This is a genomic window from Nannocystis punicea (assembly GCF_026965555.1).
Lineage (GTDB): Bacteria > Myxococcota_A > Polyangia > Nannocystales > Nannocystaceae > Nannocystis > Nannocystis punicea.
In genome coordinates, this window is the sequence record NZ_CP114040.1 from 5,212,575 (window position 1) to 5,239,289 (window position 26,715).

Annotated in this window: 26 protein-coding genes; 12 read left to right on the plus strand and 14 right to left on the minus strand. The window is 71.2% G+C overall.

Annotated elements, in window-relative coordinates:
- Positions 1-173: 173 nt before the first annotated feature.
- A complete protein-coding gene (locus O0S08_RS20145) occupies positions 174-1,304 on the minus strand; it encodes a DUF4215 domain-containing protein (protein WP_269040823.1) in 1,131 nt (376 codons plus the stop codon).
- 259 nt (positions 1,305-1,563) lie between these two features.
- On the opposite strand from O0S08_RS20145, the gene O0S08_RS20150 reads away from it, so the two are divergent.
- A complete protein-coding gene (locus O0S08_RS20150) occupies positions 1,564-3,426 on the plus strand; it encodes a protein kinase domain-containing protein (protein WP_269040824.1) in 1,863 nt (620 codons plus the stop codon).
- A 172-nt stretch (positions 3,427-3,598) separates the two neighbouring features.
- Here the strand turns inward: O0S08_RS20150 and O0S08_RS20155 are convergent, their stop codons facing one another.
- From O0S08_RS20155 to O0S08_RS20165, 3 genes are all read right to left on the minus strand, one after another.
- The gene (locus O0S08_RS20155) at positions 3,599-5,023 is read right to left on the minus strand and encodes an outer membrane protein assembly factor BamB family protein (protein ID WP_269040825.1); all 1,425 of its coding nucleotides are present in this window, start codon (positions 5,021-5,023) and stop codon (positions 3,599-3,601) included.
- A gap of 128 nt (positions 5,024-5,151) precedes the next feature.
- Positions 5,152-5,481 (minus strand): YkgJ family cysteine cluster protein, encoded by a 330-nt coding sequence (locus O0S08_RS20160; RefSeq protein WP_269040826.1) that lies wholly within the window; start codon positions 5,479-5,481, stop codon positions 5,152-5,154.
- A 5-nt stretch (positions 5,482-5,486) separates the two neighbouring features.
- The gene (locus O0S08_RS20165) at positions 5,487-5,681 is read right to left on the minus strand and encodes a hypothetical protein (RefSeq protein ID WP_269040827.1); all 195 of its coding nucleotides are present in this window, start codon (positions 5,679-5,681) and stop codon (positions 5,487-5,489) included.
- A gap of 91 nt (positions 5,682-5,772) precedes the next feature.
- Here O0S08_RS20165 and O0S08_RS20170 point away from each other — a divergent pair, with 91 nt between their 5' ends.
- On the plus strand, positions 5,773-6,207 hold the full coding sequence (locus tag O0S08_RS20170; protein ID WP_269040828.1) for a J domain-containing protein: 435 nt from the start codon (positions 5,773-5,775) through the stop codon (positions 6,205-6,207).
- Between the two features lie 316 nt (positions 6,208-6,523).
- Complete coding sequence (locus O0S08_RS20175) at positions 6,524-8,764, plus strand: S9 family peptidase (protein ID WP_269040829.1); 2,241 nt, start codon at positions 6,524-6,526, stop codon at positions 8,762-8,764.
- A 147-nt stretch (positions 8,765-8,911) separates the two neighbouring features.
- On the opposite strand, the gene O0S08_RS20180 is transcribed toward O0S08_RS20175, so the two are convergent.
- The gene (locus O0S08_RS20180) at positions 8,912-9,745 is read right to left on the minus strand and encodes a hypothetical protein (protein WP_269040830.1); all 834 of its coding nucleotides are present in this window, start codon (positions 9,743-9,745) and stop codon (positions 8,912-8,914) included.
- Complete coding sequence (locus O0S08_RS20185) at positions 9,742-10,035, minus strand: hypothetical protein (RefSeq protein ID WP_269040831.1); 294 nt, start codon at positions 10,033-10,035, stop codon at positions 9,742-9,744. The genes O0S08_RS20180 and O0S08_RS20185 overlap by 4 nt, the downstream gene beginning before the upstream one ends.
- A gap of 208 nt (positions 10,036-10,243) precedes the next feature.
- Here O0S08_RS20185 and guaB point away from each other — a divergent pair, with 208 nt between their 5' ends.
- The 4 genes from guaB (at position 10,244) to O0S08_RS20205 (ending at position 16,324) form a co-directional block, all read left to right on the plus strand.
- The gene (gene guaB, locus O0S08_RS20190) at positions 10,244-11,710 is read left to right on the plus strand and encodes an IMP dehydrogenase (RefSeq protein ID WP_269040832.1); all 1,467 of its coding nucleotides are present in this window, start codon (positions 10,244-10,246) and stop codon (positions 11,708-11,710) included.
- A gap of 5 nt (positions 11,711-11,715) precedes the next feature.
- Positions 11,716-13,260: a glutamine-hydrolyzing GMP synthase gene (gene guaA / locus O0S08_RS20195; RefSeq protein WP_269040833.1), complete on the plus strand. Its 1,545-nt coding sequence runs from the start codon at positions 11,716-11,718 to the stop codon at positions 13,258-13,260.
- A gap of 142 nt (positions 13,261-13,402) precedes the next feature.
- The gene (gene ruvB / locus O0S08_RS20200) at positions 13,403-14,437 is read left to right on the plus strand and encodes a Holliday junction branch migration DNA helicase RuvB (protein WP_269040834.1); all 1,035 of its coding nucleotides are present in this window, start codon (positions 13,403-13,405) and stop codon (positions 14,435-14,437) included.
- 198 nt (positions 14,438-14,635) lie between these two features.
- Positions 14,636-16,324 (plus strand): hypothetical protein, encoded by a 1,689-nt coding sequence (locus O0S08_RS20205; RefSeq protein ID WP_269040835.1) that lies wholly within the window; start codon positions 14,636-14,638, stop codon positions 16,322-16,324.
- A gap of 10 nt (positions 16,325-16,334) precedes the next feature.
- On the opposite strand, the gene dapF is transcribed toward O0S08_RS20205, so the two are convergent.
- The 8 genes from dapF to O0S08_RS20245 all read right to left on the minus strand — a co-directional run bounded on the left by dapF (position 16,335) and on the right by O0S08_RS20245 (position 22,161).
- Positions 16,335-17,177 (minus strand): diaminopimelate epimerase, encoded by an 843-nt coding sequence (dapF, locus tag O0S08_RS20210; protein WP_269040836.1) that lies wholly within the window; start codon positions 17,175-17,177, stop codon positions 16,335-16,337.
- 3 nt (positions 17,178-17,180) lie between these two features.
- Positions 17,181-17,810 (minus strand): preprotein translocase subunit SecG, encoded by a 630-nt coding sequence (gene secG / locus O0S08_RS20215; RefSeq protein ID WP_269040837.1) that lies wholly within the window; start codon positions 17,808-17,810, stop codon positions 17,181-17,183.
- A gap of 12 nt (positions 17,811-17,822) precedes the next feature.
- Positions 17,823-18,644 (minus strand): triose-phosphate isomerase, encoded by an 822-nt coding sequence (gene tpiA / locus O0S08_RS20220; protein ID WP_269040838.1) that lies wholly within the window; start codon positions 18,642-18,644, stop codon positions 17,823-17,825.
- Positions 18,610-19,845, minus strand: coding sequence for a phosphoglycerate kinase (locus tag O0S08_RS20225; protein WP_269040839.1), 1,236 nt, complete (start codon positions 19,843-19,845; stop codon positions 18,610-18,612). Before O0S08_RS20225 ends, tpiA begins: the two co-directional genes overlap by 35 nt.
- Before the next feature lie 121 nt (positions 19,846-19,966).
- A complete protein-coding gene (locus O0S08_RS20230) occupies positions 19,967-20,185 on the minus strand; it encodes a hypothetical protein (RefSeq protein WP_269040840.1) in 219 nt (72 codons plus the stop codon).
- 247 nt (positions 20,186-20,432) lie between these two features.
- Positions 20,433-20,795 carry a PilZ domain-containing protein gene (locus O0S08_RS20235; RefSeq protein ID WP_269040841.1) on the minus strand — a complete coding sequence of 121 codons (363 nt, stop codon included), beginning with the start codon at positions 20,793-20,795 and terminating at the stop codon, positions 20,433-20,435.
- 14 nt (positions 20,796-20,809) lie between these two features.
- Positions 20,810-21,397, minus strand: coding sequence for a hypothetical protein (locus O0S08_RS20240; RefSeq protein WP_269040842.1), 588 nt, complete (start codon positions 21,395-21,397; stop codon positions 20,810-20,812).
- Entirely contained in the window at positions 21,394-22,161 is a 768-nt protein-coding gene (locus tag O0S08_RS20245; RefSeq protein WP_269040843.1) for a hypothetical protein, read from the minus strand. The genes O0S08_RS20240 and O0S08_RS20245 overlap by 4 nt, the downstream gene beginning before the upstream one ends.
- A 95-nt stretch (positions 22,162-22,256) precedes the next feature.
- Between O0S08_RS20245 and O0S08_RS20250 the strand changes: the two genes are divergently transcribed.
- The 5 genes from O0S08_RS20250 to O0S08_RS20270 all read left to right on the plus strand — a co-directional run bounded on the left by O0S08_RS20250 (position 22,257) and on the right by O0S08_RS20270 (position 26,685).
- A complete protein-coding gene (locus O0S08_RS20250) occupies positions 22,257-23,165 on the plus strand; it encodes a ComEC/Rec2 family competence protein (RefSeq protein WP_269040844.1) in 909 nt (302 codons plus the stop codon).
- 75 nt (positions 23,166-23,240) lie between these two features.
- Entirely contained in the window at positions 23,241-23,786 is a 546-nt protein-coding gene (locus O0S08_RS20255; RefSeq protein WP_269040845.1) for a hypothetical protein, read from the plus strand.
- Positions 23,783-24,568: an MlaE family ABC transporter permease gene (locus O0S08_RS20260; RefSeq protein ID WP_269040846.1), complete on the plus strand. Its 786-nt coding sequence runs from the start codon at positions 23,783-23,785 to the stop codon at positions 24,566-24,568. The genes O0S08_RS20255 and O0S08_RS20260 overlap by 4 nt, the downstream gene beginning before the upstream one ends.
- A gap of 6 nt (positions 24,569-24,574) precedes the next feature.
- Positions 24,575-25,333: an ABC transporter ATP-binding protein gene (locus O0S08_RS20265; protein WP_269040847.1), complete on the plus strand. Its 759-nt coding sequence runs from the start codon at positions 24,575-24,577 to the stop codon at positions 25,331-25,333.
- Complete coding sequence (locus tag O0S08_RS20270) at positions 25,333-26,685, plus strand: MlaD family protein (protein WP_269040848.1); 1,353 nt, start codon at positions 25,333-25,335, stop codon at positions 26,683-26,685. The genes O0S08_RS20265 and O0S08_RS20270 overlap by 1 nt, the downstream gene beginning before the upstream one ends.
- The last annotated feature ends 30 nt before the right edge of the window (positions 26,686-26,715 follow it).

Genomic DNA, 26,715 nt, shown 5'->3' on the forward strand with positions numbered 1-26,715 from the left:
GGGGGCACGTCGGCGGGCGACGCTCGCGGAGAGCTCGCGCTCGCGGGCGCGACGGCGGCCTCGCCGGGGGGCACGGCGGAGCCTGCTTCGCAGGGGTGTCTCGAGAGACATCCGCGACGAGGCGATCTTCGTCGGCGCGTGTGACCGATCCGACGCGGCGCGGTTTTGTCCAGCTAGTAGACCGCGCCGTGGAGGGTGAAGCGCAGGCGCTTGAGCGAGAGGGCGCCGCTGCCGCCGGAGGCGAAGATGCGCAGACCCTGGAATTCGTTGTTGTCGACGATGCAGGTCCCGAGGTCGACGCCGGTGCTGTGGATCGACCAGTCGTTGGCCATCATGCCGGTCGAGCCGCACTTGTTGAGCTGGTTCTGCACGGTGAAGGTCACCGAGGAGCCGACCGAGTAGCTGCGGCCCTGGACGCACACGGTCGCGTAGTCGTAGGTGAGGCCGCCGATGCCGAACATGATCTGCAGGGCCCCGTTGCCGTCGACGATGGCGACGGTGCCGATCTGGTCGGCCTCGACCTCGACGTTCTGGTAGACGTCCCACACCTCGGGCCAGGACTCGCCCTGCGGCGCCCAGTCGACCTCGCCCCAGCCGGGGGTGGGCGAGTAGGTCCACTTCGGGTTGGTCGCCGTGAAGGCGTTGCCGTAATCGATCTCGAGCCAGACGCCGTCGGACGGGAAGCCGCACGGGTCGGTCGCGGGGGCGGGCGTGGGCGTGCAGTCGTTCTCGCAGCCGTCGCCCGGGATCTTGTTGCCGTCGTCGCACTGCTCGCCGCCCTCGACGTCGCCGTCGCCGCAGACCGGCGGGGCCGGCGGTCCGCACAGGCCGGCCTGGCACTCGAGGCCGGGGTCGCAGGCGTCGTTCTGGCCGCAGGGACAGCCGTCCTGTCCGATCGGACAGGGCTCCGCGGTGGTCTCGTCGGTGGTCTCGCCGGCGGTCGTGCTCGCGCCGGTGGTGGTGGTGGTCGCGTCGCTGGCGGCCGTGTCGCCGCTCGTGTCGGTCGCCGAGGTGCCGCTCGCGGGCTCGCTGGTGCCCGTGGTGGCGCCGGTGGTGTCGGTGTCGGTGTCGGCGGCGTCGGTGGTCGCGCGGGTCGTCGCGTCCGTGCTCGTTTCGCTGGCCGCAGTCGTGGACCCGGCGGATGTGGTCGGTGTCGGCTCGGAGGTGCCGGGGTCGGACGTCGACGTGGAGGTCGAGCTCGAGGCAGTGACCGATGTGATGCCGGCGGTGGCGGTCGTCTGGGTGTCCGTGGGATCGCCGCACGCGGCGAGCAGCAGGAGCGGTCCGAAGCGACGGGGGCGCATGGCGGCGCATGGTAGTGGGTGGCTCCGGGGCAGGCGAGGGGGGTCGAGTGCGGGGTTTGCACCAGACGATCCCCCGGGCGACGCAGCACTTTCGTCGCGCGCAGCGGGTCCATGCTACGTTGGGTCGCACGACGACACGCGGACGCGGGTCCGTTCCCGCGCACCGGGACTTGCTTCATGGGCCTTCGGCCCGCTCGCTTGATGGCCTTCGGGCCTGCACGCTTCACGGGCCTGAATTCGCCACCGTACCGAGGCCACGATGCCGGTTAAGAGATCCATCCCCGCATCCGGGACAGACGCCCTGATCGGCCAGACGATCGGCAGCCACTACACCCTGCAGCGCGTCCTGGAGCGTGGGCCGCGGGCCCAGGCGTTCCTCGCCACCCACCGCACCATGCACCGCACCGTCGTCGTCCAGCTCGCCTCCGCGGCGTGGCCCGACGGCTCGCCGGCGGCGGTCCGGTTCGACGAGCAGGCCAGGGCGCTGGCGACCCTGGAGCACCCCAACATCGCTGCAGTGCACGACCACGGGCGCGAGACGGCGCGGGTGTGGGTCGCGGTCGAGTACGTCGAGGGCGAGACGCTGGCCGAGTACGTGCGCCGGATGGGTCGCCTGCAGCTCGAGGCGTTCGTGCCCATCGCCGCGCAGGTGCTGAAGGGGCTCGGCGGCGCGCACGTGCGCCGGATCGTCCACGGCGATCTCAACGCCGACCAGGTGATGCTGGTCGAGGAGCAGGGCCGCGCCAACTACGTCAAGCTGCTCGACCTCGGGATCGCGGCGCTGTTCGAGACGCCCGAGGGCAGCGACGAGGACGCGCCGGTGGTCGGCGAGCCGGCCTACCTCGCGCCCGAAGTCATCATGAACCGGCCGGCCGACGCGCGCTCCGACGTCTACGCCGTCGGCGTGCTGTTCTATCACATGCTCTCGGGTCGGCTCCCGTTCGAGGGCGACAGCCCGCGCGACGTGCTCCACAAGCACGTCAACGCCAAGCCGACGCCGCTCGAGACGGTGCTGCCGCCCAGTCACGGCGTGCCCGACGAGCTGATCCACCTGGTCCACGACTGCCTGGCCAAGAACCCCGACAATCGGCCGGCCGACGCCAACGAGATCGTGGAGCGGATGATCGATTGCGTGCCGGCGGCGATGTTCCGCCTGCCGGTCGCGGCCCCGCGCAGCCGCCCCGCCGCCAAGGATAACCTGTCCCGCGGGCCAGGTCTCAGCGAGACCGAGGCGGCCCAGGACCGCGCCCGTTCGGCCACGCTCGCCGCCGCCGTCGAGGCCAGCGGCACCCACGCGATCCCCGCGATCGAGCCGACGCCGAGCGCCGTCGTCCACGAGCCGCCGAGCTCCGGCGGCAGCTCGGGCTGGATCTTCGCCCTGCTGGCGATCGTCGGCGTGGGCGTCGGCGTGTACTTCTACCTCGAGAGCCAGAAGCAACCGCCGCTGCCGCCGCCCGTCGCCGCCCCGCCGCAGGAGGCGCCGCCCCCGCAGAGCGCCGCCGGGCTGGCCAAGGCGCAGGAATTCGAGGACGCCGGCAAGCTGCAGGAGGCGCTCGCGGCCTACGAGGTCGTGCTCGTCACCGACCCGACCAACGCCCAGGCGAAGGAGCGGCAAGCTGCCCTGAAGGCCATGATCCAGGAGCTGGAGGCGAAGGGCCAGCTGCCGGACACGAAGGTCGAGGCGCCGCCGGATACGAAGGTGGAGACGCCGCCGGACACGAAGGTCGAGGCGCCGCCCGAGACGCCGCCGGACACGAAGGTGGAGACGCCGCCGGACACGAAGGTGGAGACGCCGCCGCAGCCGGCCGGGCCGGTGGCGATCAAGGTCGACGCCACACCCAAGGCCGAGGTGCTGGTCGACGGAGTGTCGAAGGGCAAGACCCCGCTGACGCTCGAGCTGACGCCGGGGCCGCACCAGTTCGAGTTCAAGGCCAAGGGCTTCGAGAACTACCTCGAGACGCTCGAGGTCGCGGCCGAAGGGCAGAAGGAGCTCAAGGCCAAGCTCAAGCGGGTCGACCGCAAGAGCTTCCGCGACGAGGAGAACGCGGCCTCGGAGGAGCTCGACCCCGAAGAGGGCGTCGGCACCAACATCGAGATCACGCGGCCCAAGAAGGGCGGCTGAGCGCCCGCGTCGCATCGCGCCCCGTCGAGGCAGCGACCTGGCGAAAGAGACAGGTGTCGCGGAGGCCGGCCGGCGCCTGGTGAAAGAGACAGGTCGGCCGTCGAGTCCTGGGGAAAGCGACCGGTCGGCCGCGGGCGCCTGGCTGAACAGTCAGGTCCGCCGCCAGTCGCGCTCAGTCGGCGCGCAGCACCACGATCCGCAGCGGCTCGCGCTCGCCGCGGTGCTCGCGGAGCAGCACCGCGGCCGGCCCGAGCGCGGAGGTCGAGTCCTCGACGGCCCAGGAGCCGTCGACCGCGAGCGCGACGTCGAGGTCGGGTCGGCGGTACACGCGGAAGCGCGAGTCCTCGCGCGCGGCGACGAAGCGGGCGCCGACCCACTCGACGCCCTGGATGTCCTTCGGGACAGTTTGTAAGAGGCGACCGTCGCGCGCCAGCAGGGCCACCTCGGGGCCGCCGACCCGCACATAACCGTCGCCGCCGGGGTCGCGGGCGAGCGCCTGGTCCTGCGCCCGCGTGTGCTGGTGCAGCGTGGCGCCGCTGCGCAGGTCGAGCCAGGCGAACACGGGCGTGTCGGCGAAGACGAGGACGTTCGGGTCCTCGCCGGGGGCCAGGGCCACGTGGTCGGGCGGCAGGCTGCGCCGCCACCGTTGCTTGCCGGTGACGACGTCGCGCAGCTCGACCAGCAGGCCGCGCTCGGACCGGCGCCGGACCAGCAGCTGGCCGGGAGCGACCAGGCGGGCGTCGCGGGAGAATCGCTGGCCCGCGCCTTCGAGCTTGGCCCGCCACTTGTGCTGTCCCGTCGAGCATGTCCACGCGACGATGTCCGTGTCTTCGAGCGACCAGCACACGTCGGTGGCGACGTCGCCGTCGACCCAGAGGTGGCGCTCCACGGCGGCCGACAGCTCGGGCCGGCGCCACTGCACCTTGCCCTGGTCGTCGACCGCGATCGCCTCGTAGCCCTCGCTGCGGGGCTCGCTGCGCCGGACCCCGAACAGATAGCGACCGCCGAGTCGCCCGAACAGGCGCGGCTCGCCCAGGCACAGGACCGTGGCCGCCTGCTCGAGGTCGTCGTGGAGGTTGATCTCGTTGCCGTCGAAGGGCTCGCCGATCGGCGCGCCCGTGTCGCAGCGGAGCAGCCGCTTGGTGCAGGTGCAGGCGGCGGCGCAGGCGGTGAGCGCCGGGTCGAAGGCGGTCCACCGGCGCCCCATGTCGGTGAAGCCGTGGGTGACCTCGAGGCGGCAGTCCGAATCGCCGCCGTTGTAGGCGCGGGCCGAATGGGTCGCGACGACCGCGCCCGCGCGCGCGTCGACGGCGACGAGGGCGGACCCGGCGTGCAGCAGGACGCGGTCGCCGACGGCGTACAGGGTGTGGCGCCCTCCAGGCTCTTGCTGGGCCTCGAGTCGCCACAGCTGGGCGCCGGTGACGGCATCGAAGGCGCGCATGTGGCGGAAGTCGTCGTCGAGCACGACGACGCGGTCGGGCAGGGCGACGACCGCCTGGCCGCGCACGTCGAGCGCGACGCGGGCCCCGGGCCCGGGCGTCAGGGCCGGCAGCGGCGCGGAGGCGGGCTGCTCGATAGGACCGGTCTTTTCGGGCATGTCCGCAGGGACAGCCTTCACGGCGACCGGCGCGGGCTCCGGCGGCGCCGGCCTGGGTGCGCAGGCGACGGACAGGAGCAGGAGCAGCGAGCGGCGCACCGCGCGATCGTGCCGCAACGCCGCGGAATTCACACCCGCAGACCGCGGCTCCGGCGGTAGCGCTGGCACAGGTCGCTGCCGGCCTCGACGCTGCGGCACGGGGTCGGCCGCTCGCGATAGATCTCACAGCGCACCCGCGCGCCGATCCGCCCGCGCAGCGCGACGCAGCGGCCGTCGGGGTGGAGCCGTAGGTGCGCCGCGCCGTCCTCGTCGCGGACCACGAGCTTGCGCACCAGGTCCGGGCGGCGCCACAGCGGCGCCGCCGGGTCGACCTCGATGTACTGCGAAAAACCCTCGGCGAGGTTCTCCGGGGTGTTCTGGCAGCAAGCGCCGCAGCTCAGGCAGTCGTAGCGGGCCACGGCCGTCAGCCTCGCTCCGGTTGGCGCGCGGCCGCGGTGAAGGACGCGGGCGCGCTCACGGGCGCGACCTCGGCCGTCTCGCCGCGACAGCACTCCTCCAGGTTGATCCCGCAGCGGACACACTGGCCGTGGCCGTGGACCCACACCAGCGCGAGGGGTTGTCCGCACCAGGGGCAGCGCCTGTCGCACACCGGTTGCACGCGCGCACGGTAGCGTCGCCGCGCGGGCTTGTCGACCCGCCGGCGGCCGCACTCGCGCCGCGCGCCGCGGCGTGTGGCAAGATCGCCGCGCATGCCGGCCTTCGTCGATCACTACCGGGTCCTGGGTGTCGCGCCGTCCGCGTCGGAGGCGGAGATCCGTCAAGCCTTCCGCCGCGCGGTGCACCGCCACCACGCCGACCGTCACCCCGAGGACGCGGCCGCGAGCGAGCGCATGCGGGCCATCGTGACCGCCCGCGACGTGCTGTGCGATCCGCAGCAGCGCGCCCGCTTCGACCTCGCGCGCGCCGGGCAGCGCGCCGCCGAGGTGCCGGTCGATCCGCTGTTCCAGGCGGCCGCCCGCGCGTGGGGCCAGGCCCCGCCGCCGAGCTCGCCGACGCCGCCGCCGACGCAGACGCAGGGCTGGGCCGTGGCCGCGGTCGCCGGCGCGGCCAGCCTCGCCGCGCTGGGCCTGTCGCTGCTCGCGGTCGCCGGCGTGGCCAGGGTCCGCGCTCGCCTGGCGCGGTGAGGCGAAAACTGTCCCCGAGGACATGCGCTCGGGGACACTTCGCATGTCGAAAGGAGCATGCCCTCGCGGACATGCGCGTTCGGACAGTCATGGCATCACCATGACATGGCGGTGGGGACATGTCTTCGAGGACATCCTGTCCAGGTCGTTATGATCGGCCCGTGACCATCCGTTCACCGAGGACGAGGTAGGCGGGCCGCCCGCGCCGCGGCCCGGTCGCCGCCCGACGCGCCGCCGAAGCGCCGCGGACGGCCGGTTGGCGTCGCTCGGCTGCATATTTCCCCGGCGCGCGCGGACGCCCGTATAGTCTCGGCCAATGGTGCGCGTTCGCCCTCGCCTTCGAACCATCCTCGGTCTGTCCACCCTCGCCGTCGCCTGCGGCGGCACCCGCGGGAAGGTCGTCCGCGACTGTCCGCCCGCGGCCGCGCCCGCAGCCGAGGTGCCCGCCGCCGAGGTCCGCGCCGCCGCGCCCGAGCCGTTCGTCGACCAGCCGATCGCGCCGGCCGGGCAGCACCCGTTCTCGGTGCTCGACCTGCTCGCGTTCGATCGGATCAGCGACCCGCAGGTGTCGCCGAACGGCAAGAAGGTCGCCTTCGTGCTGCGCAAGACCGACCTCGAGAACAACCGCGGGCGCGCCGACATCTACGTCATGGGCATCGACGGCTCCGGCCCGATCCGCGTGACCACCGACCCCGAAAGCGAGTCGAGCCCGCGCTGGGCCGGCGACAGCGAGACGCTGTACTTCCTCGGCAAGCACGAGGACACGCAGCAGGTGTTCCGCGTGGCCGTGGGCGAGACGCCCACGCCCGTCACCGACTTTCCGGTCGACGTGAACGCGATCCTGCTCGACGACGCCGGCCACTTGCTGTTCTCGGCCGAGGTGTTCCCGGAGTGCGACGCGGCGCCCGAGGGCTCGCTGGCGTGTACGGCCGCGCTGTCGCGCGAGCGGGCGCGCAAGGCCAACGGCACCGGCACGGTCTACAACCGCCTGTTCGTGCGCCACTGGGACGAGTGGGAGGACGGCCGGCGCGCCCAGCTGTTCGCCTGGTCGATCAGCGGGGGCGGCAAGCCGGTCCACCTCTCGCGCGGGGTCGACGGCGATGTCCCGTCGAAGCCGTTCGGCGGGGTCGAGGAGCTGACGTTCACGCCCGACGGCAAGGGCGTCGTGTTCGCCGCCCGCGTCGCCGGCCAGACCGAGCCGTGGTCGACCAACTTCGACCTCTTCTACGCCCCGCTCGACGGCTCGGCCGCGCCGAAGAACCTCACCGCCGGCAACCTCGCCTGGGACGCGCGCCCGGCCTTCTCGCCCGACGGCAAGACGCTGGCGTACACGGCGATGACCCGCCCCGGCTACGAGGCCGACCGCTTCAGCCTGGTCCTTCGGCCATGGCCTGAGGGACAGTCGAAGATCCTCACCGGCGACTGGGACCGCTCGGTCGAGGAGTTCACGTGGAGCGGCGACGGCAAGACGATCTACGCCGCCGCCGACGACCTCGGCCGGCTGTCGCTGTTCGCGATCGACGTCGCCACCGGGGCCGCGAACCAGCTGATCCGCGGCGGGGCGATCCACGACGTCCAGCGCTTCGGCGACCGCCTGCTGTTCCTGCGCAACGACCTCTCGCACCCCGACGAGATCTTCACCGCGACGCTCGAGGGCGAGACCGAGGCCACGGAGCGCTCCACGTACGTGCCCGGGCAGCGGGTCACGGTCGAGCCGTTGTCGCACGTCAACGACGCCAAGGTGGCCGCGGCCGACGTCGGCGTGGCCGAGCAGTTCAGCTTCCCCGGGCACAAGAACGAGATGGTGTTCGGCTGGGTCGTGCGCCCGCCGGGCCTCGCCGAGGGGGACAAGGCGCCGGTCGCGTTCCTGATCCACGGCGGCCCGCAGGGCTCGTTCAGCGATCGCTGGAGCTACCGCTGGAACCCGCAGACCTACGCCGGCGCCGGGTATGCGGTGGTGATGATCGACTTCCACGGCTCGACGGGCTACGGCCAGGCGTTCACCGACGCGATCCAGGACGACTGGGGCGGGGCGCCGCTCGTCGACCTGCAGAAGGGCCTGGCCGCCGCGCTGGCCCGCTACCCGTGGCTCGACGGCGACCGCGTGTGCGCGCTCGGGGCCTCGTACGGCGGCTTCATGGTCAACTGGATCGCCGGCCAGTGGCAGCAGCCGTTCCGCTGCCTCGTCAACCACGACGGCGTGTTCGACAACCGCATGATGTACTACGCCACCGAGGAGCTGTGGTTCCCCGAGTGGGAGCACCGCGGCCCGTACTGGCAGTTCAGCAAGCAGCACGAGGCGCACAACCCGGCCAACTACGTCGACCGCTGGCGCCTGCCGATGCTCGTCATCCAGGGCGGCAAGGACTACCGGATCCCCGAGACCCAGGGCATCGCCACCTTCACCGCGCTGCAGCGGCGCGGGGTCCCGAGCCGCTTCCTGTACTTCCCGGACGAGAACCACTGGGTGCTGAAGCCGGCCAACAGCAAGGTCTGGCACGACAACGTGCTGGCCTGGCTCGACACCTGGCTGCGCACGCCGACTGCCGCGAAGTAGCGGCGCCTGTCCGCAGGGACAGGCCGACCTGCTCGCAGGAGCAGGCGGGCCGGCTGTCCGCAGGGACAGGTTTGCATGTCCGAAAGGGCAGGGTGAAAATCTGCCCCTTCGGACAGGCGCCTCGAAGTCGAGCGGCGACCGGGAGCTTCAGGCGCCGCGAGTCGCCCGGGCGGCCGCGGCCGGGCCCGACACGCGCGGCGCCTTGGGGGCCAGCAGGAGGGCCTGGATCAGCGCCGCGGCGGCGAAGCAGCTGAACGCGAGGGCGCCGATCAGCTTGGAGGTGGTGTCGGTGAGGTCGGTCTGCGCGGTCTTGCCGACGGCGACCAGCCAGACGTCGACCACGAGGAACGCGGCGGCGCCGATCGCCATGAGCAGGTAGGGCAGGGCGATGCTGCCGCCGACCAGGGGCCGCAGCAGCCACACGAGGTAGAGGCCGCCGGCGAACACGGTCGCGTCGGACAGGGTGCTGACCCCGCTGGTGATCGCGCCGGCCCACGCGTCGCTGGTGGTGGGCATGCCGCGGCTGGCCAGCTCGATCACGTTGTAGGCGATGAACGCGAGCCCGGCGAGGGCCAGCGAGCCGATGACGGCCATCGCCCGGGTGCGCGCGCCGCCTGTCCGTTCGGACAGCAGCTCCGAGCTGCCGAGCACGCGGCCGAAGCCGACGATCGAGCCGGCGAAGAAGATGTTGCCGAAGATCAGGAGGATGTTCTGCAGCTGGACCCCGGCGATCGACCAGCCCTGCCAGGTGGCGATCCGGATCAGCGGGACCACGCCCATCGCCAGCAGCAAGACGATCCACGGCCGCCGCGGCGGGTCGCCCGCGCTGAAGCGGAGCACCACCAGGGCGCACAGGGCGACCACGAGGACCTCGATCCCGCGCTGCCAGGCGTCGCCGGCGCCCAGCAGCACCTCGGCGGCGTAGCGCCCGCCGACGGCGATCGCACAGAGCAGCAGACCCGGGCCGCGCGGCGCGTTCACGACGCCTCCTCCGCCTCGAGGTCGGCGAGCACGCGGATCGTCACCTCGTTGCCGATCAGCGTGCGCAGCATGGGCCGCAGGGTCGTCTGGGCCAGCTGCAGGTCGTCGGGCCCCAGCTCGGCGGCGTCCTTGCCGGCCCGCTTGCAGATCATGGCCAGCGCGCGCTTCGCCGTGTGCGGGCCAAGCAGCGGGGTCAGCACGTTGACGACGCGCTCGGCGAAAGGGCCATCGATGGGCTGTACAGGCGGCACAACCGACGCTCTGGTGACGGCGCCGACCACGGCGCCCACGGTCGACGGAGCTTATCGCACCTTGTCGTCGCGCGATCGCCGAGGTCGCCAACGGATCACGACTTGCGCGCGTCGCCGCCGTGAGATTGATTCGTGATCGTGCGTGCACAGCAGCGGCGCGCGAAGTCGTCAGGTAACGCACGCCTTCGCGCATGCGCGCGCAGGGTCGCGTTGGGTAGTCTCCCGCAACCTTTACGAGGGAGCAGGTATGGCTGCGATCGAGATCCACGAGGCGTTGACCTTCGACGACGTGCTGCTCGTCCCGGGCTACAGCGAGGTGCTTCCGGCCCAGGTCGAGGTGCAGAGCCGGCTGACGCGCGACATCACCGTCAACATCCCGCTGATCTCCGCGGCGATGGACACCGTCACCGAGGCCGCGACCGCCATCTGCATGGCGCGTCACGGCGGCCTCGGCGTGATTCACAAGAACCTCACCCCCGAGCAGCAGGCTCAGGAGGTGCGCAGGGTCAAGCGCAGCGAGAGCGGGATGGTGGTCGACCCGATCACGGTCACCGCCGAGCAGACTCTGCGGGAGGCGCTCGCGCTCATGCACGCGCACGGCTTCTCCGGCCTGCCGGTGGTCGAGGGCAAGCGCCCGGTCGGGATCCTCACCAGCCGCGACGTCCGCTTCGAGACCAACCTCGATCAGCCGGTCGGGCGCGTGATGACGCGCGACCCGATCGCCGTGCGCCAGGGCATCGCCCTCGAGGAGGCGCTCAAGCTGCTGCACAAGCACCGCATCGAGAAGCTGCTGGTGGTCGACGCCGCCGGCACCGAGCTGCTCGGGCTCATCACCGTCAAGGACATCCGCAACGCCCAGACCCACCCGCACGCGATCAAGGATTCGAGCGGGCGCCTGCGCGTCGGCGCGGCCGTGGGTGTCGGCGCCGACACCGAGGCGCGCGCGCAGGCGCTCGTCCACGCCGGCGTCGACGTGCTCGTCGTCGACACCGCCCACGGCCACTCGAAGGGCGTGCTCGACACCCTGCGCGGGATCCGGCGCACCTTCCCGGACCTGCAGATCGTCGCCGGCAACGTCGCCACGCCGCAGGGCTACCGCGCGCTGGTCGAGGCCGGTGCGGACGCGGTGAAGATCGGGATCGGCCCGGGCTCGATCTGCACCACGCGCGTGATCGCGGGCGTCGGCGTGCCGCAGATCTCCGCGATCCTCGAGGCCGCCGAGGAGGCCAAGAAGCTCGGCGCGCCGATCATCGCCGACGGCGGCATCAAGTACTCGGGCGACGTCGTCAAGGCGCTGGCCGCCGGCGCCGACACCGTGATGATCGGCTCGCTGTTCGCCGGCACCGACGAGGCGCCCGGCGAGCTCGTGCTCTACCAGGGCCGCAGCTACAAGGTCTACCGCGGCATGGGCTCGCTCGGGGCGATGAAGGCCGGCAGCAAGGACCGCTACTTCCAGGGCGGCGTGTCCGACGATCGCAAGCTGGTGCCCGAGGGCATCGAGGGCCGCGTGCCGCACCGCGGGCCGCTGGCCGAGAGCCTCTACCAGATCGTCGGCGGCATCCGCTCGGGCATGGGCTACTGCGGCTCCGCCAACCTCAAGGCGCTGCGCGAGGGCTCGGTGTTCCGCAAGATCACCGCGCAGGGCCTCCGCGAGAGCCACGTGCACGACGTCATCATCACCAAGGAAGCCCCGAACTACCGGGTGGACGGATAAAGCGAATGGCCCATCAGACCCTCGTCGTCCTCGACTTCGGCTCGCAGGTCACCCAGCTGATCGCCCGGCGCGTGCGCGAGCTGGGGGTCTACGCGGAGATCCTGCCGTACCACACCTCCGCCGAGAAGCTGGCCGCACGCGCGCCGCGGGCCATCATCCTCAGCGGCGGTCCGTCGTCGCTCTACGACGAGGGCGCGCCGCGGCTCGACCCGGACGTCCTCAAGCTCGGCGTGCCGGTGCTCGGGATCTGCTACGGCCTGTACCTGATGGTCGCCGGCTTCGGCGGCCAGGTCGAGCGCGCGACGCATCGTGAGTACGGCCCCGCGGCGTTGACCGTCGGACGCGCCGAGGGCCCGCTGAAGCGCCTGCGCGCCGGCGATCGCCTGGGCGTGTGGATGAGCCACGGCGACCGCGTCGTCTCGCTGCCGCCGGGCTTCCACAACCTCGCCTCGTCCGACAACTGCGAGCACGCGGCCGTCTTCGACCCCGAGCGCAAGCTGTGGGGCGTGCAGTTCCACCCCGAGGTCACCCACACCGAGCGGGGCGACGAGATCATCGCCACCTTCCTCGACGCCGCCGGCTTCGCGCGCGACTGGAGCGCCGCGCGCTTCGTCGACGAGGCCGTCGCGGCCGTGCAGGCCCGCGTGGGCACCTCCGGCACCGTGATCTGCGCCCTGTCGGGCGGCGTCGACTCGTCGGTCGCCGCGCTGCTGGTCGAGCGGGCCATCGGCGAGCGGCTCCACTGCATCTTCGTCGACAACGGCGTGCTGCGGAAGAACGAGCGCGAGGAGGTCGAGCGCATGTTCGCCGGCCGCCTGCACAACAAGCTGATCGTCGCCGACGCCCGCGAGCGTTTCTTCGCCGCCCTGCAGGGCGTCACCGACCCCGAGCTCAAGCGCAAGCGGATCGGCGCCACCTTCATCGAGGTGTTCGAGGAGGAGGCCAAGAAGCTCGGCGGCGCCGACTACCTGGTCCAGGGGACGCTCTATCCCGACGTGATCGAGAGCGTGAACCTGCGCGGCGCCTCGGTCACCATCAAGACCCATCACAACGTCGGCGGCCTGCCCGAGCGCATGCGCATGGGCGTGGTCGAGCCGCTGCGCGAGCTGTTCAAGGACGAGGTCCGTCGCCTCGGCCTCTTGGTCGGGCTGCCCGAGGACATGGTCTGGCGCCACCCGTTCCCGGGTCCCGGCCTGGCGGTGCGGGTCCTCGGCGAGGTGACGCCGGCCCGCTGCGACCTCCTGCGCGAGGCCGACGCGATCATCATCGAGGAGGTCCGCAAGGCCGGCCTCTACCGCCAGCTGTGGCAGGTGTTCGGCGTGCTGCTGCCGGTCCAGAGCGTCGGCGTGATGGGCGACGGCCGCACCTACGAGAGCGCCCTGGCGATCCGCGCCGTCACCAGCACCGACGCGATGACCGCCGACTGGGCCCGGCTGCCCTACGAACTGCTGGCGACCATGAGCGCCCGCATCATCAACGAGGTCCGCGGCATCAACCGCGTCTGCTACGACATCAGCAGCAAGCCGCCGGCCACCATCGAGTGGGAGTGACGCCCGGTGGCCGCGGGCCGGCCGCTGGGCTATCGTGCTCCCCACCATGCGCGTCCCCCACGACGACGGTCCGCCGCCGCCTCCGCGGTCACCCAAGGGTCGCAAGCGGTCCGAGCGGTCGCCCGAGCCTGGCGAATCGGACATGTCGCAAGAGCTAGGTCGTGCCGCGCTCTCGCCGGCGGTCGGCGGCGGCGAGGCGGGGGAGACGGCGTCGCTGCGCCCGCAGACCCTGGCGGAGTACGTCGGCCAGGCCGCGCTCAAGCGCAAGCTCGAGGTGTTCGTCCGCGCCGCCCGCGGGCGCGACGAGCCGCTCGACCACACCCTCCTGCACGGGCCGCCCGGGCTCGGCAAGACGACGATGGCGCACATCCTGGCCCACGAGCTCGGCGTGCGCCTGCACCTGACCTCGGGGCCAGCCATCGAGCACAAGGGCGTGCTCGCCGGCCACCTCACCGCGCTGGGTTCGCGCGACGTCCTGTTCATCGACGAGATCCACCGCCTCGCGCCGACGGTCGAGGAGAGCCTCTACTCGGCGATGGAGGACGGCCGCATCGACCTGCCGGTCGGCGAGGGCAACCGCGCGCGCACGATCGGCTTCGAGCTGGCGCCGTTTACCCTCATCGGCGCCACCACGCGCACGGCGCTGCTCAGCGGCCCGCTGCGCGACCGGTTCCAGATCATCGAGGCGATCGAGTTCTACGGCGACGACGAGCTGGCCGCGATCGTCTGCCGCACCGCGTCGATCCTCGGCGTCCCGGTCAGCGGCGCGGCGGCGCTCGAGATCGGCCGGCGCTCGCGCGGCACCCCGCGGATCGCCAACCGCCTGATCCGCCGCGTCCGCGACTTCGCGCAGGTCCGGGGCGCGCGCTCGATCGAGCTCGCCGACGCCACCGCCGCGCTGCTCGAGCTCGGCATCGACAGCGAGGGCCTCGACATGCTCGACCGCCGCCTGCTGACGATGATCGTCGAGAACTTCCGCGGCGGCCCGGTCGGCGTCGACGCCCTCGGGGCCAGCCTCGGCGAGCCGCGTGACACCCTCGAGAGCGTGGTCGAGCCGTTCCTGTTGCAGCGCGGCTTCTTGCTGCGCACCTCGAGGGGACGTGTCGCCACCATCAAGGCCGCGCGTCACCTCGGACTCGAGCTCCCGCCTGGCTGGCAGGGCGCGCTCGATCTGTAGGAGCGTCGTTCTCCGGCTCGCGGTGCCCTGAACCACCGTTCGCGTCGGAAGTGACACCGACGGCGCTCGCCGATGCACGCCTGAAACCGAGATGTAGGGCCTCCTCCTGCCGTTTTACGCGTGATGGGTGCACGCGACCTCAGCGCCGCCGACGGCGTGTTATCGTGGTCGGCGAGTGGGCGAGGGGGTTCGTAGAACATGAAGATCGAGCATTGGTTGGCGTGTAGCTGCGCGTCGTTGGTCCTGTTCGCGTGCGGTGACGACGGCGCGGGCAGCTCGTCGGTGACGGCCACGATGGGCAATTCGGGGACCGGCGTCACGGGCCTCACCAGCGAGGGGACGGCCGCGACGGACGACCCCGAGACGGGCGGCACGGACGGCTCCGGGTCGGCGACCGCGACCGGGACCTCGGCGCCGACCACCGGCGGGCCGACGTCGACCTCGGTCGGGCCGACGAGCTCGACCACCGCCGAGCCGATGACCGGCACCACGAGCGCCACGGACGGCCTGTCCGAAGGGACATCCGAGGGCACGAGCGAGGGCACGACCACCAACGGCCTCACCGACGGGACTTCGACGACGACCACCACCGGCCTCGTGCCGGGCGTGTGCGGCGACGGTCAGCTCAACGTCGGCGAGGAGTGCGACGACGGCCCGGAGAACGGCCCCGACGCCCCGTGCAGCGAGGAGTGCCTGCTCGACAAGTGCGGCGACGGCAAGACCGATCCGGGCGAGACCTGCGACCTCGGGCCCTTGAACGGCCCCGACAACGGCTGCTCGATCACCTGCGACATCCTGCCGACCGCGTGCGGCACCCAGGAGGCCGAGGCCGAGCTGATCCCGAAGCCGGTCGACATCATCATCACGATCGACAACTCGGGCAGCATGGGCGAGGAGATCGCCGGCGTCCAGGACAACATCAACGTCAACTTCGCCCAGATCATCGAGGCCAGCGGCCTCGACTACCGCGTCATCATGGTGTCTCGCTTCGGCAACGACAGCGCCGAGAGCGTGTGCATCGAGGCGCCGCTCGGCGGCATCCCGCAGGGCGGCTGTACCAACCCGCCCAACAAGCCCGTCAACGGCGACCGGTTCTTCCACTACAGCATCGAAGTCGGCAGCCACAACTCGTGGTGCCGGCTGCTGCAGACGCTGAACGGCAACACCGACGACGAGTACGGCTTCGCCCCCGAGGGCTGGCAGAAGTGGCTGCGCGCCGACGCGTTCAAGATCTTCCTCGAGCTCACCGACGACGGGGTCGAGTGCTCGTACAACAACATCAGCTACGACGACAACAACAACGTCAACAGCGGCCTGACCGCGGCCACCAAGTTCGACCAGCGGCTCGTCACCGTCGCGCCGCAGCACTTCGGCGACTCGATCGAGAACCGCAACTACAAGTGGTACAGCATCGTCGGCATGGGCTACAACAACCCGCCCGACAAGCCCTACACGGACGCGGATCCGATCGTCACCAGCAAGTGCCCGACGGGCGCGGACAACGGCACCGGCTACCAGACCCTGAGCAACATGACCGGCGCGCTGCGGTTCCCGCTGTGCGACACGAGCAAGTACGATGTGGTGTTCCAGGCGATCGCCAACGGCGTGGTCGCGGACGCCAAGATCGCCTGCGACTTCGAGATCCCGCCGCCGCCCGAGGGCAAGACGCTCGACGAGGACTCGATCGTCGTCGAGTTCACGCCCTCCGGGCAGATGAACCCGCTGCTCCTCGGCAAGGTCCCGGGCCTCGGCCAGTGCGACCCGATGTCGTTCTACGTCGAGAACGGCAAGGTCATCCTCTGCCCCGACGCGTGCTCCCTGGCGCAGGACGACAAGGACGCGACCCTCAAGGTCGAGTTCACCTGCGACCCGCTGATGCCGCTGTGAGCCCCGCCGTTCACGCGGCCGGCGATGTCGTGTGAACCTCGACCTCGCCGACGAAGGCGACCCGCGCCGGCCCGGTCATGGTGATCGAGCCGCCGGCGCGGTCCTGTCGCAGCACGAGCGGACCGCCCGGCAGCCGCACCACCACGTCGCGGGCGTACGGCGCGAGTCCCTCGGCGATCGCGGCGGCCAGGGTGGCGCAGGCTCCGGTCCCGCACGCCGAGGTGATCCCGCAGCCGCGCTCCCACACCCACAGGGTGATGCTGCCGTCGGACTCGACGCGGGCGAACTCGACGTTGGTCCGGGCCGGAAACTGCGGGTCGCGCTCGATCGCCGGGCCGTCGCCGCGAGCCAGCGCCTCAGGATCCTCGCCGGTGACGAACGCGATCGCGTGCGGGTTGCCCATCGACACCGCCGCGAACGACCGCCCGCCCACGCGCCGCGGGCCGAGCAGGTCAGGCGGGCCCATGTCGATCGCAACCTGCCCGGAAGGACATGTCCCTGGGTGAAATTCACGTACTGCGCACGGCTTGGGCCCGGCGTCGGTGTCGAGCACCAGCCCGCGGACCGACCCGGCGACCCACAGGGCGACGCACCGCAGGCCGTTGCCGCACATCTCCGGTCGCGAGCCGTCGTGGTTGATGACGATCATCGTCGCCGCCGCCTCGGTCGAACGCGGCGGGCCGACCACGAGGAGCCCGTCACCGCCGACGCCGAGGCGCCGATCGCAGAGGGCAGGGGCCGCCTCGCGCAGGCGGGTTACGAGGGCGTCCAGGGCCGCCGGCGAGGCATCGCGGCGGTCGAGCAGCAGGAAGTCGTTGCCGAGGCCCTCGACCTTGGCGAAGCGCTCCAGCATCGCTCAGGGCGCCTTGGCGGGCTCGACGGGCGTCGGGACGGGAGCGTCACCGGCAGGCGCGGCCTCGGCGGCCGGGGTGCCCGAGTCGGCCGGGGCATCGGCGGCCGGAGCCGGGGTGCCGGAGTCGGCCGCAGCGGCGGCGCCGGAGTCGGCGGCCGGAGTCGGCTCGGCCGGGGCGCCGGAGTCGGCCGCGGGAGCCTCCATGGGCGGCGCAGCGGGCTCATCGGAGGCGGCCGGGGTCGCAGGCTCGGCGGGCGCCGACTCACCGGGGGGCGGCGTGTACGCTTCCAGGTTCACGGGGTTGGGCCCGATGGCCTCCCAGTTGATCTCGCCGGAGGCGTCTTCCTCTGCGGGAGCCGTCTCCTCGCTGCGCTCCTGCAGGCGGTCCGAGCCGGAGTGGCTGCCGGCGTACGCGAGGAACATCGCGAAGACCATGAAGCTCATCGCGCAAATCTGCGTAACCTTTGCCAAAACGTCGGAGCTGCCGCCCCCGCCGAAGACGCTCTGGCTGGCCCCGCCACCGAGCGCCGTGCCCATGCCGCCGCGCCCTGCCTGCAGCAGGATGACCAGCACCATGAACAGGCACACCAGGATGTAGAGGACCGAGACGATGGTGACGATGATGTCGAACATGGAGAGCTCGGTTCAGCTGGCCTCGGCGACGAGCCGGACGATCTGCAGGAAGGCTTCGGCCTCGAGCGAGGCCCCGCCGACGAGGAAGCCGTCGACGTCGCCGGCGGCCATGAGCCCGGCCGCGTTTCCAGGCTTCACACTACCACCGTACAGGATCGATCTGTCGGCGCCCATCGCGCCATAATGCTCGGTGAGCCAGGCACGGATCCGGCGGTGCATGGCCCCGGCATCGCGCGCGCTGGCCGTCTTGCCGGTGCCGATCGCCCAGACCGGCTCGTAGGCGAGGACGAGCCGGTCCTGAAACAATTCAGGATCGACTTGATTGAGTGAGGCCGAAAGCTGCGAAATCACGAAGTTTTCGTGATCGCCGCGCTCGCGGATCTCGAGCCCCTCGCCGACGCAGAGCACGACCCGTAAGCCGGCCTGGAGGGCGCACTGGACCTTGCGAGCGATGAGCGCGTCGTCCTCGCGGAAGTGAGTCCGGCGCTCGGAGTGGCCGATGATTGCGCCGTGCGCGCCGACATCGGCGAGCTGGCCGGGGCCGACCTCGCCGGTGAAGGCGCCTTCTTCCTGGGCGGCGCAGTTCTGGCCGAACAGGTAGAGCGGCCCGGCCGGGCGGCTCCAGGGGGCGAGGGCGTCCAGCGCGACCAGGGTCGGCGCGACGCCGATCTTGGTGCGCACCGGGCCCTCGAGCAGCTCGGGCGGCAAGCCGTCGACGATCTCCGTCGCCAACAGCTCCGCCGTGCCGCGGAACAGGTTCTGCTTCCAGTTGCCGATCGTCCAGCGAACAGGTGCCACGTCACGCGCTCCGGTTCGTGGGAAGGAGCAGGGCATCGATGCCCGGCAAGCTGCCCGACTCGATCATCTCCAGCGAGGCGCCGCCGCCGGTGGAGATGTGCTTGATCTTGTCGGCCACGCCGCTGTCCTGCAGGGCCGCGACGCTGTCGCCGCCGCCGACCACGGTAAAGCCGCCGCAATCGGCAACCGCCCGCGCCACGGCGAGGGTCCCCTCGGCGAACACCGGGTTCTCGAACAAGCCCATCGGCCCGTTCCAGAACACCATCTTGGCGCCCAGGATGGCCGCGCGAAACCGCGCAGCGCTCGCGGGGCCGATGTCGAGGGCCATCTCGTCGTCCCCGAGCGCGCCGCTCTCGACCTGGATCACCCGGGCCGTGGTGGCCTTGGTGCCGGCACCGACCCGCAGATCGGTCGGCAGCAGCACGCGCACGTCGCGGGCGCCGGCGCGGGTCAACAGGTTCTTGCAGTCGGCGAACCGATCCGGCTCGTGCAGCGAGGCCCCGACGGCCACGCCGGCGGCGGCGAGGAACGTGTTCGCCATGGCGCCGCCGATCAGGATGCTGTCGCCCGGTCGCAGGCGGTCGAGGGTCGCCAGCAGCACGGGCAGCTTGTCGCTGACCTTGGCCCCGCCGACGACCATCACGAACGGGTGCTCGGGCTGGTACATCACGCGCCCGAGAGCCTCGACCTCGGCCGCGAGCAGCAGCCCCGCGGCCTTGTCGGCGACCAGCGCCGGTACGCCCACGATCGAGGCGTGCGCGCGGTGCGAGGCGCCGAAGGCGTCGTTGACGTAGGCGTCGCACAGCGAGGCCAGCGCCTGCGCGAAGGCCGGGTCGTTGCGGGTCTCGCCCGGGTGCCAGCGGAGGTTCTCGAGCAGCACGATCTGCCCGGCCCGCGTGTCGTGCACCAGCTTGGTGACGCCGTCCCCGACGACCTCGTCGGGCAGCCGCACCTCGCACCCGAGCAGCTCGGCGAGGCGAGCGCCGACCGGCTCCATCGAGTACTTCGGGTCAGGTGCGCCGTCGGGCCGGCCGAGGTGCGAGCCGAGGATCAGCCGCGCGCCGCGCTCCTGCAGCTTGCGAAGGGTGGGGAGGGTGGCCCGGATCCGGGTGTCGTCGCGGACCTGGCCGTCCTTCAAAGGGACGTTGAAGTCGACCCGTACGAACACCCGACGATTGCCGACGTCGAGCCGGTCGATCGTGTTGATCGCGAGCGGGGCGTCTGCGGTAGTCGCCATGGCGGACCCATACCGACCCTCCGCGGGCAAGTCCACGCCGACAGGCGTGAGTTCTCAGGGCGCAGGCAGGGGCCAGACGGACGACGGTCGCAACATCCGAACGAGAATGCGTCGGGCCCGCTCACTCGGCGGCCCAGCGGGCATCCGTCGCCTCGCGGACCTGGCGAAGATCGTGGCTGACGAGCTCGAGCAGCTCTGACGACAGCGCGACGATCTGCTCCGGCGAGTAGCCTTGCTCCCGCATCTGGCGGAACAGGGATCGGGCCAGGATGTTGAGGGCGCGGCGATTGTCGGCGCGGGATGCCCCCTCGGGCGACGGTGCTTGAGCGACTGGAATCATGCGGCGTCCTTCTCGGCCAGGCCGCCCTGCAAGCCTCGGGCAGGGTCCAGAGCATATGCTGCCAGCTCGCCGGAAGAGTCAATATTGGCGCGTGGTTAGAGCGGTCACGACCGGCGGGCCGAGGCGCGGAGTCGCTGCCCGTGCGCATCTGGATGCACGCCGACCGCAACATCGTCCTTCCCGGCGCGCGCACACCTGTGCGCAGCGTGTCGCGATCTGCACCCCCGCGCGTGCGCGCGCCGGGCGATCAGCTCGCCGCCGGGGTCGGCAAGTTGATCTGGCCGAACAGGATCTTCAGCAGCACATCGAACCGCTGCCACACATCCGGCGTGGGCTGCGAGAACGCGACCCCGACCTGGTATCGCCCCTCGGTCGGGGTCAACCACAGCACCTGCCCGAGCAGCGGCAGGGGCTCGCTCATGCCCCACTCGAAGACGAGCCGCAGGTGCGCGGTGACGTTGATCCCCGCGCCCACTGGATCGCCGACGACGCAGCACAGTCCCGACTCGGTGATGTCGCGGATCCGACCGGGGATCCGCGCGCGCCCGGTGTCGAGCTCGACGGCGAGGTCACAGACAAAGCGATCGTTGGCGGGCCGCGCGGCGGTCACGAGCGTGGAGCTTATCAGAAGCGGAGCCCGGTGAGGCCCGTCAGCACTGCCTCGATCTCCGCCACCCGCACTCGCCGACCGATCGCCTCCTGGCCGTCGCGGGCCGGGAGTAGGGCGATCTCGAGCAACAGCTGCTGCCGCTCGAAGTAAAGCTGGGTCACCGCCACCAGCACCCGCTCGCGCTCGGCGGCCGCATCGAGGATCGCCCGGGCCGCCCGCAGCTCGTCCGGGTTGAAGACGAGCCGGCCGAGATCCCACGTGGCCCGGACCCTCGCGCCCCGCCCGGCGCCGAGGTCCTGCGTCAGCGCGTCGGCCGTACCCGCGGCCTGGTCGAGCTGGTAGTCGCGGTCGATCGTCTGGTCGTACTCGCCTTGCAGGCTCGGTAGCGCGGCCGCGGCCCTCGCCCGGGCGAGTAGCCGTCGCGCGCTCCGGGGCCCGAGCGCCAGCCGCTTCACGACCGCCTGCTGGACCTCGGCGATCGTGGGCCGCGCGGGCAAGGCCGCGAGAGCGCGCTCCAGGGCGGCTGGCTCGGGCACCGGCGTGGGTGGAGCCGCCGGCGCGAACGACAGCGTCGACAGGAGGAGCGAACGGAGCGCGATCATCGGACCTCGCCTCCGCACACGATCGCCGCCAGCGCCTCGCGCTCGACCGCTGCCAGCGGCCCGCGGCTGCGCGTCGGCGGGAGCTCGCGGAGCTGCGGGCGACGGGCGGCGTGCAGCTCGTGCCACGCGAGCTGGCGACCGATCCACCGCATCGGGTCGAACGCCACGCCGAGGCTGGCGACCACCGTGGTGTCGGTGGTCGCCTCGCTGGCCATCCCGACGCCGCGGCGCGCCTGGGCCCGCAGCTCGAGGCTGACGAAGAAGTCGAACGCGCTCGGGCGGCGCAGCCTGGCCAGCGCCGGCCCGCGGACGCACTGTCCGGCGGGCAGCGGGCAAGGGGAGGGGGCCCAGGCCCAACTCCCGCGGCTGTAGATCGGGACATGTCCGCTGGGACTGCAAGCGATCGCCGTCAGGCGTTCGCGCGGATCGATCGCCGCGTCGGCGGCCTGCAGCGACGGATCGCCGCGCATCAGCACGAACGTCGCGTCGTCCGCCCCGCGCACCACCGCGGTGGCGGCGTCGAGGAACGCGGCCCGGGCCTCGCGCGGATCGGGCGCACCGGGCGGAAGATCGACGCGCTGCCAGCAAGCCGCGTCGGGAGCACCGCGGCGGGTGCCGTCGTCCCAGCAGATCCACAGGGCCGATTGCACCGCGCCGAGCCAGGCCCGCGGCGCCGCGCTTCCACCGTGCAGCAGCAGCAGCGGCGGCGGCTCGAGCACGCCCGGCGTCGAGAACAACAAGAAGAGAGCGAGGACTGGGTTCACATGGTGAGGTCGTTCGAACCAGGTCCGCTCTTGCATCGCCCGCGAAAAAAAAATCGGCGCTGCAAAAGATCGCCCGCTCGCGACGACCTCACCATGTGCACCCGATCTTCTTCTCGCTGTCGCTCATCTTCTCGGCCCCGCTCGCGCCCCTCGACGTCGGCCCCGGCCTCGCGCCGCCGCCTGCGGGCCCGGGCTTCCACTTCATCGACGTCGGCCAGGGCTCGTCGCTCCTGCTCGTCGGTAGCGAGGGCCACGCAGTGCTCGTCGACGCCGGTCCACCCGCGGGGAGCGAGCCGATCCTCGCCGCCCTCGCCGCGCACGAACTCGCCGTCGTCGACCTCTGGATCTTCTCCCACTTCGACAACGACCACATCGGCGGCTTCGTCCGCGCGCTCGCAGGGCCCGACAACCTCGCCGGGACCGACGACGACCTCGACCTGCGCGAACGGTGGGATCGCGGACTCGACGGCGCGCCCGACACTCCCGCCGCCAGGGCCTACGCCAGCGCGACGAGCTCGCGGCGGGCCGTCGTCCCCGGCGATCGCTGGGACGCGCCAGGCCTGTCTATCCGCGTGATCGAGGCGGGCTCGGCGCCGGAGCGCGCGGCCGAAAACGAGCGCGGGCTGGCGCTCTGCATCGACGTGGAAGGCCTGAGGTTGCTCGCTCCAGGCGATCTCCCGTTCGTGCAAGTCGAGGCGGCGGCGCGAGCATGCGGCGCCGTCGACGTGTTGTGGGCCAGCCATCACGGCAGTCGCGGTGGGATCTCGCAGGCCGTTCTGGCCGCTGCAGCGCCCGCGTTGGTCGTGATCTCGGCCGGCGGCGACAATTCCTACTGCCATCCGCATCCCGAAACGTTGTCTTTGCTCCAGCACCACGCGGTGTGGTCGACGGACCTCGCCGGCGCCTCGCCCCACGGTCCCTGTCCGGGCCTGGCGGCCGCGTGGGGCCCCGAACATCAGGTCGCGCTGGCCGATCTGTGGCTGCCAGCAGGCGGGGCCGGCTGACCTCGAGGGGACGACGGGGCTGCTCAGGCGCGCCGTGGTGCTGGCTCCGCATACGCTGTTACACTGGCGCCGCCCGTGCGGCCCTCCAGCTCCCCCCAGGTCCTTCTCGGCGTCGCCCTCGTCTCCGTTGTGGCTACGGGGTGCAGCGGCTGGGTCGGCTACGGTAACACCTACTACAAGCGCCGCGAGACGCCGGTCTCCCATGAAGCTTCCTACAGCTTCGGAAGCCCCGGCTCGGCCTGGCGTCCGCTCTCGCAAAAGGGCACCCAGGTCGCGTGGTATAATGATGGGCTCGACGCCGTCATCGTCCTCGACAGCCAGTGCGAGATGCACGGCGACAGCTCGCTCGAGCAGTTCACCGATCACTTGCGCATCGATTTTCGTGAGTGGGAGGTGCTGTCGCAGGAGCGGGTCACGCTGGTCCAGCGTGACGCGGTGCGCACCGTCGTGCTCGCCTCCATCGACGGGGTCATCAAGACCCAGATGGAAATTTACGTGGTGAAGAAGGACGGCTGTCTGTTCGACCTCGAGTACATCGCGCCGCCGCGCAGCTTCGAGAGCGGCCGCGGGGACTTCGCCAAGGTCGTCAGCGGTTTTGCCTTCCCGATCCGGGGCGGGTGAGCGTGCGCAGACCGTTCGAATACATCGGTGAAGCGATCCGCGCCGGCTTCGACTGGGCGGGTGGCATCTCTCTCCTTCTGGGTCGGGCGCTGCTCCGCGGCGTGCAGCGGCCGTGGGGCATCTACGACGTCTTCAATCAGATCGTCGCGCTGGGGATCCGGAGCCTCCCGCTGTCGACGCTGATGGGCGTGTTCGTCGGCATGGCGCTGACGTGGCAGTTCGGCGAGGCGCTGATGGGCTTCGGCGCCAAGAACGCCGTCGGCTCCGCGGCCGCGCTCGCGCTCGTGCGCGAGCTGGTGCCCACGCTGATGGCGCTGACGATCGGCGCCAAGATCGCGACCGGCGTCACCGCCGAGCTCGGGTCGATGAAGGTCTCGGAGCAGATCGACGCCATCGCCTCGCTCGGCGCCGACCCGGTCAAAAAGCTGGTGTGGCCGCGCCTCGTCGCCTCGACGGTCACGCTGCCGCTGCTCAACATCTACGGCAACGTGCTCGCGCTGATCGGAGGGGCCTTCATCGCCGACATCGTGTTCGACGTCCCGGCCGAGTACTTCTACGAGACGTACATCGATGAGCTGTACCCGATGGACTACATCTCGGGCCTCGTGAAGTCGTTCACGTTTGGCCTGCTGGTCGGCCTCATCGGCTGCTACCAGGGTTTCCAGACCAAGTTCGGCACCGAGGCGGTCGGTATCTCGACCACCAACACCGTGGTCGCTACCAGTGTGGCGATCATCGTGTTCGACTTCGTGCTGACGACGATCTTCCTGCCGGTCGGATAGTTCGCCATGGCGCCGATCATCGAGCTCCGCAACGTCTACAAGCGCTTCGGCGACAACATCATCTACGAGGACATGAGCTTCGGCGTCGAGCCGGGCGAGACGTTTACGATCATCGGCGGCAGCGGCATGGGCAAGAGCGTGTGCCTCAAGCTGATGATCGGGCTGCTCCCGTACGACGCCGGCCACGTGCTCTACCGCGGCAAGGAGGTCGGCGATATGGACGCCGAGAACCTCCGCGAGCTGCGGCGCAACGTGGCGATGGTGTTCCAGGGCGGCGCGCTCTTTGACTCCATGAGCGTGTTCGACAACGTCACCTACGCCCTGCGCGAACACACCAAGATGTCGGACCAGGAGATGCTCGAGCGCGCCAGGGAGTGCCTCGACATGGTGGGTCTCGGGTACGACAAGGAGATCCTCTACCGGATGCCCGCCAGCCTCAGCGGCGGCATGCGCAAGCGCGCCGCGCTCGCGCGCTCGATCGCCATCAAGCCCGAGGTGATCCTGTACGATGAACCGACGACCGGCCTCGACCCGGCCAACATCGAGCGCATCGGCCACATGATCCGCAAGCTGCAGAAAGAGCTCGGCGTGACCAGCATCGTCGTGACCCACGACATGCCGATCGCGTGGAAGTGCTCGAACCGCGTGGCGATGCTGTGGCAGCGGAAGTTCCCGTACATCGGTACGCCGGACGAGATCCAGGCGAACCCGGCGCCCGAGGTCCACGAGTTCATCAACGGCATCTATCACGAGGACCAGGACTGATGGCCAACCGCAAGAACGAAGCCCGCCTCAACTTGATCGTCGGCATGTTCGTGATCGGCCTCGGGGCCGTCGGTGTGCTGTCGATCTTCATCATCGGTCAGGGCAAGGGCACCTGGAAGGAGAAGGGCCTCGTCTACGCCGACTTCCGCCAGGTCTCGGGCCTCAAGAAGGGCAGCCCGGTCCAGCTCGAAGGCATCGAGATCGGGGTCGTGCAGGACCGCGAGTTCGTCGAGCTCGAGTACCCGTGCAACCCGCTGACCGAGGACCGCGGCCGGTTCGGCCAGGAGCGCACCGACGACTGCGACCGCACCATGTTCTGCGCGCCCGAGGGCAAGTGCGCCGAGCTCGAGGCGTACTCCTTCAACAAGGACCTCCACCCGCCGTGCGAGGAGGACTCGCAGTGCCGTGAGGACGAGGTGTGCGTCACGCAGGAGTTTCGCCGCCGCTACCGCCGCGTCTCGTGGACCGGCAACACCGGCGTGTGCGACGGCTTCACGACCGACCACAAGCGCATCCGCGTGACCCTCAGCGTGTTCGCCGACAGCCTGCAGCACATCCGCGAGGACAGCCGCGCGACGGTGTCGCAGAACGGCCTGCTCGGCGACCAGCTGGTCCAGATCTCGGTCGGCCGCGGCGCCCCGATCCCCTCGGGCGGCCGGATCCAGACCACGCCGTCGCTCATCGAGGAGCTCGACAACGTCAAGGAGCGCGTCGACGGCGTGTTCGGCAAGGTCGAGGAGACCATCGGCGGCATCGCCGAGCTCGCGTCGGCGATGGGGGACGAGAAGACCATCCGCAACGTCCAGGGCCTGCTGGCCAACGTCAACGAGGTGTCGCGCCAGATCGCCGAGGGCAAGGGCCTGGTCGGCGCGTTGCTCAACGACGACCAGTACGTGCGTGACTTCGGCTCGACGCTCCGCAGCGTCCGCGACACCGCGCAGAACCTCAACGGCTTCGTCGCCAAGGCCAAGAGCAGCATGACGAAGATCGACGACAACCTGCAGCCGCTGGTCGACGACGGCCGCAAGGTGATGTCCGACGTCTCGACGGTCATCAAGGACCTCAAGGACCCGAACAACAAGAGCCTGCTCGCCAAGGTCGTCTACGACCCGAAGGGCGAGATCGTGAAGGACCTCGAGGAGACGCTCGACAACGTCAGCAAGGTCGTCTCCACCATCGAGAAGGGCGACGGCACGCTCGGCAAGCTGCTCAAGGACCCCAAGGCGTACGACGACCTGGTGAAGATCCTCGGCAACATCGAGCGCAACAACACCATCAAGAAGCTGGTCCGCTTCGTCGTCGAGAAGGACGAGGCCGCCAGCTCCGCCGCGCCGACCGCCAAGCCCAAGTGAGGCCGACTCGCCCCCCGAGGGGCGGCCGAT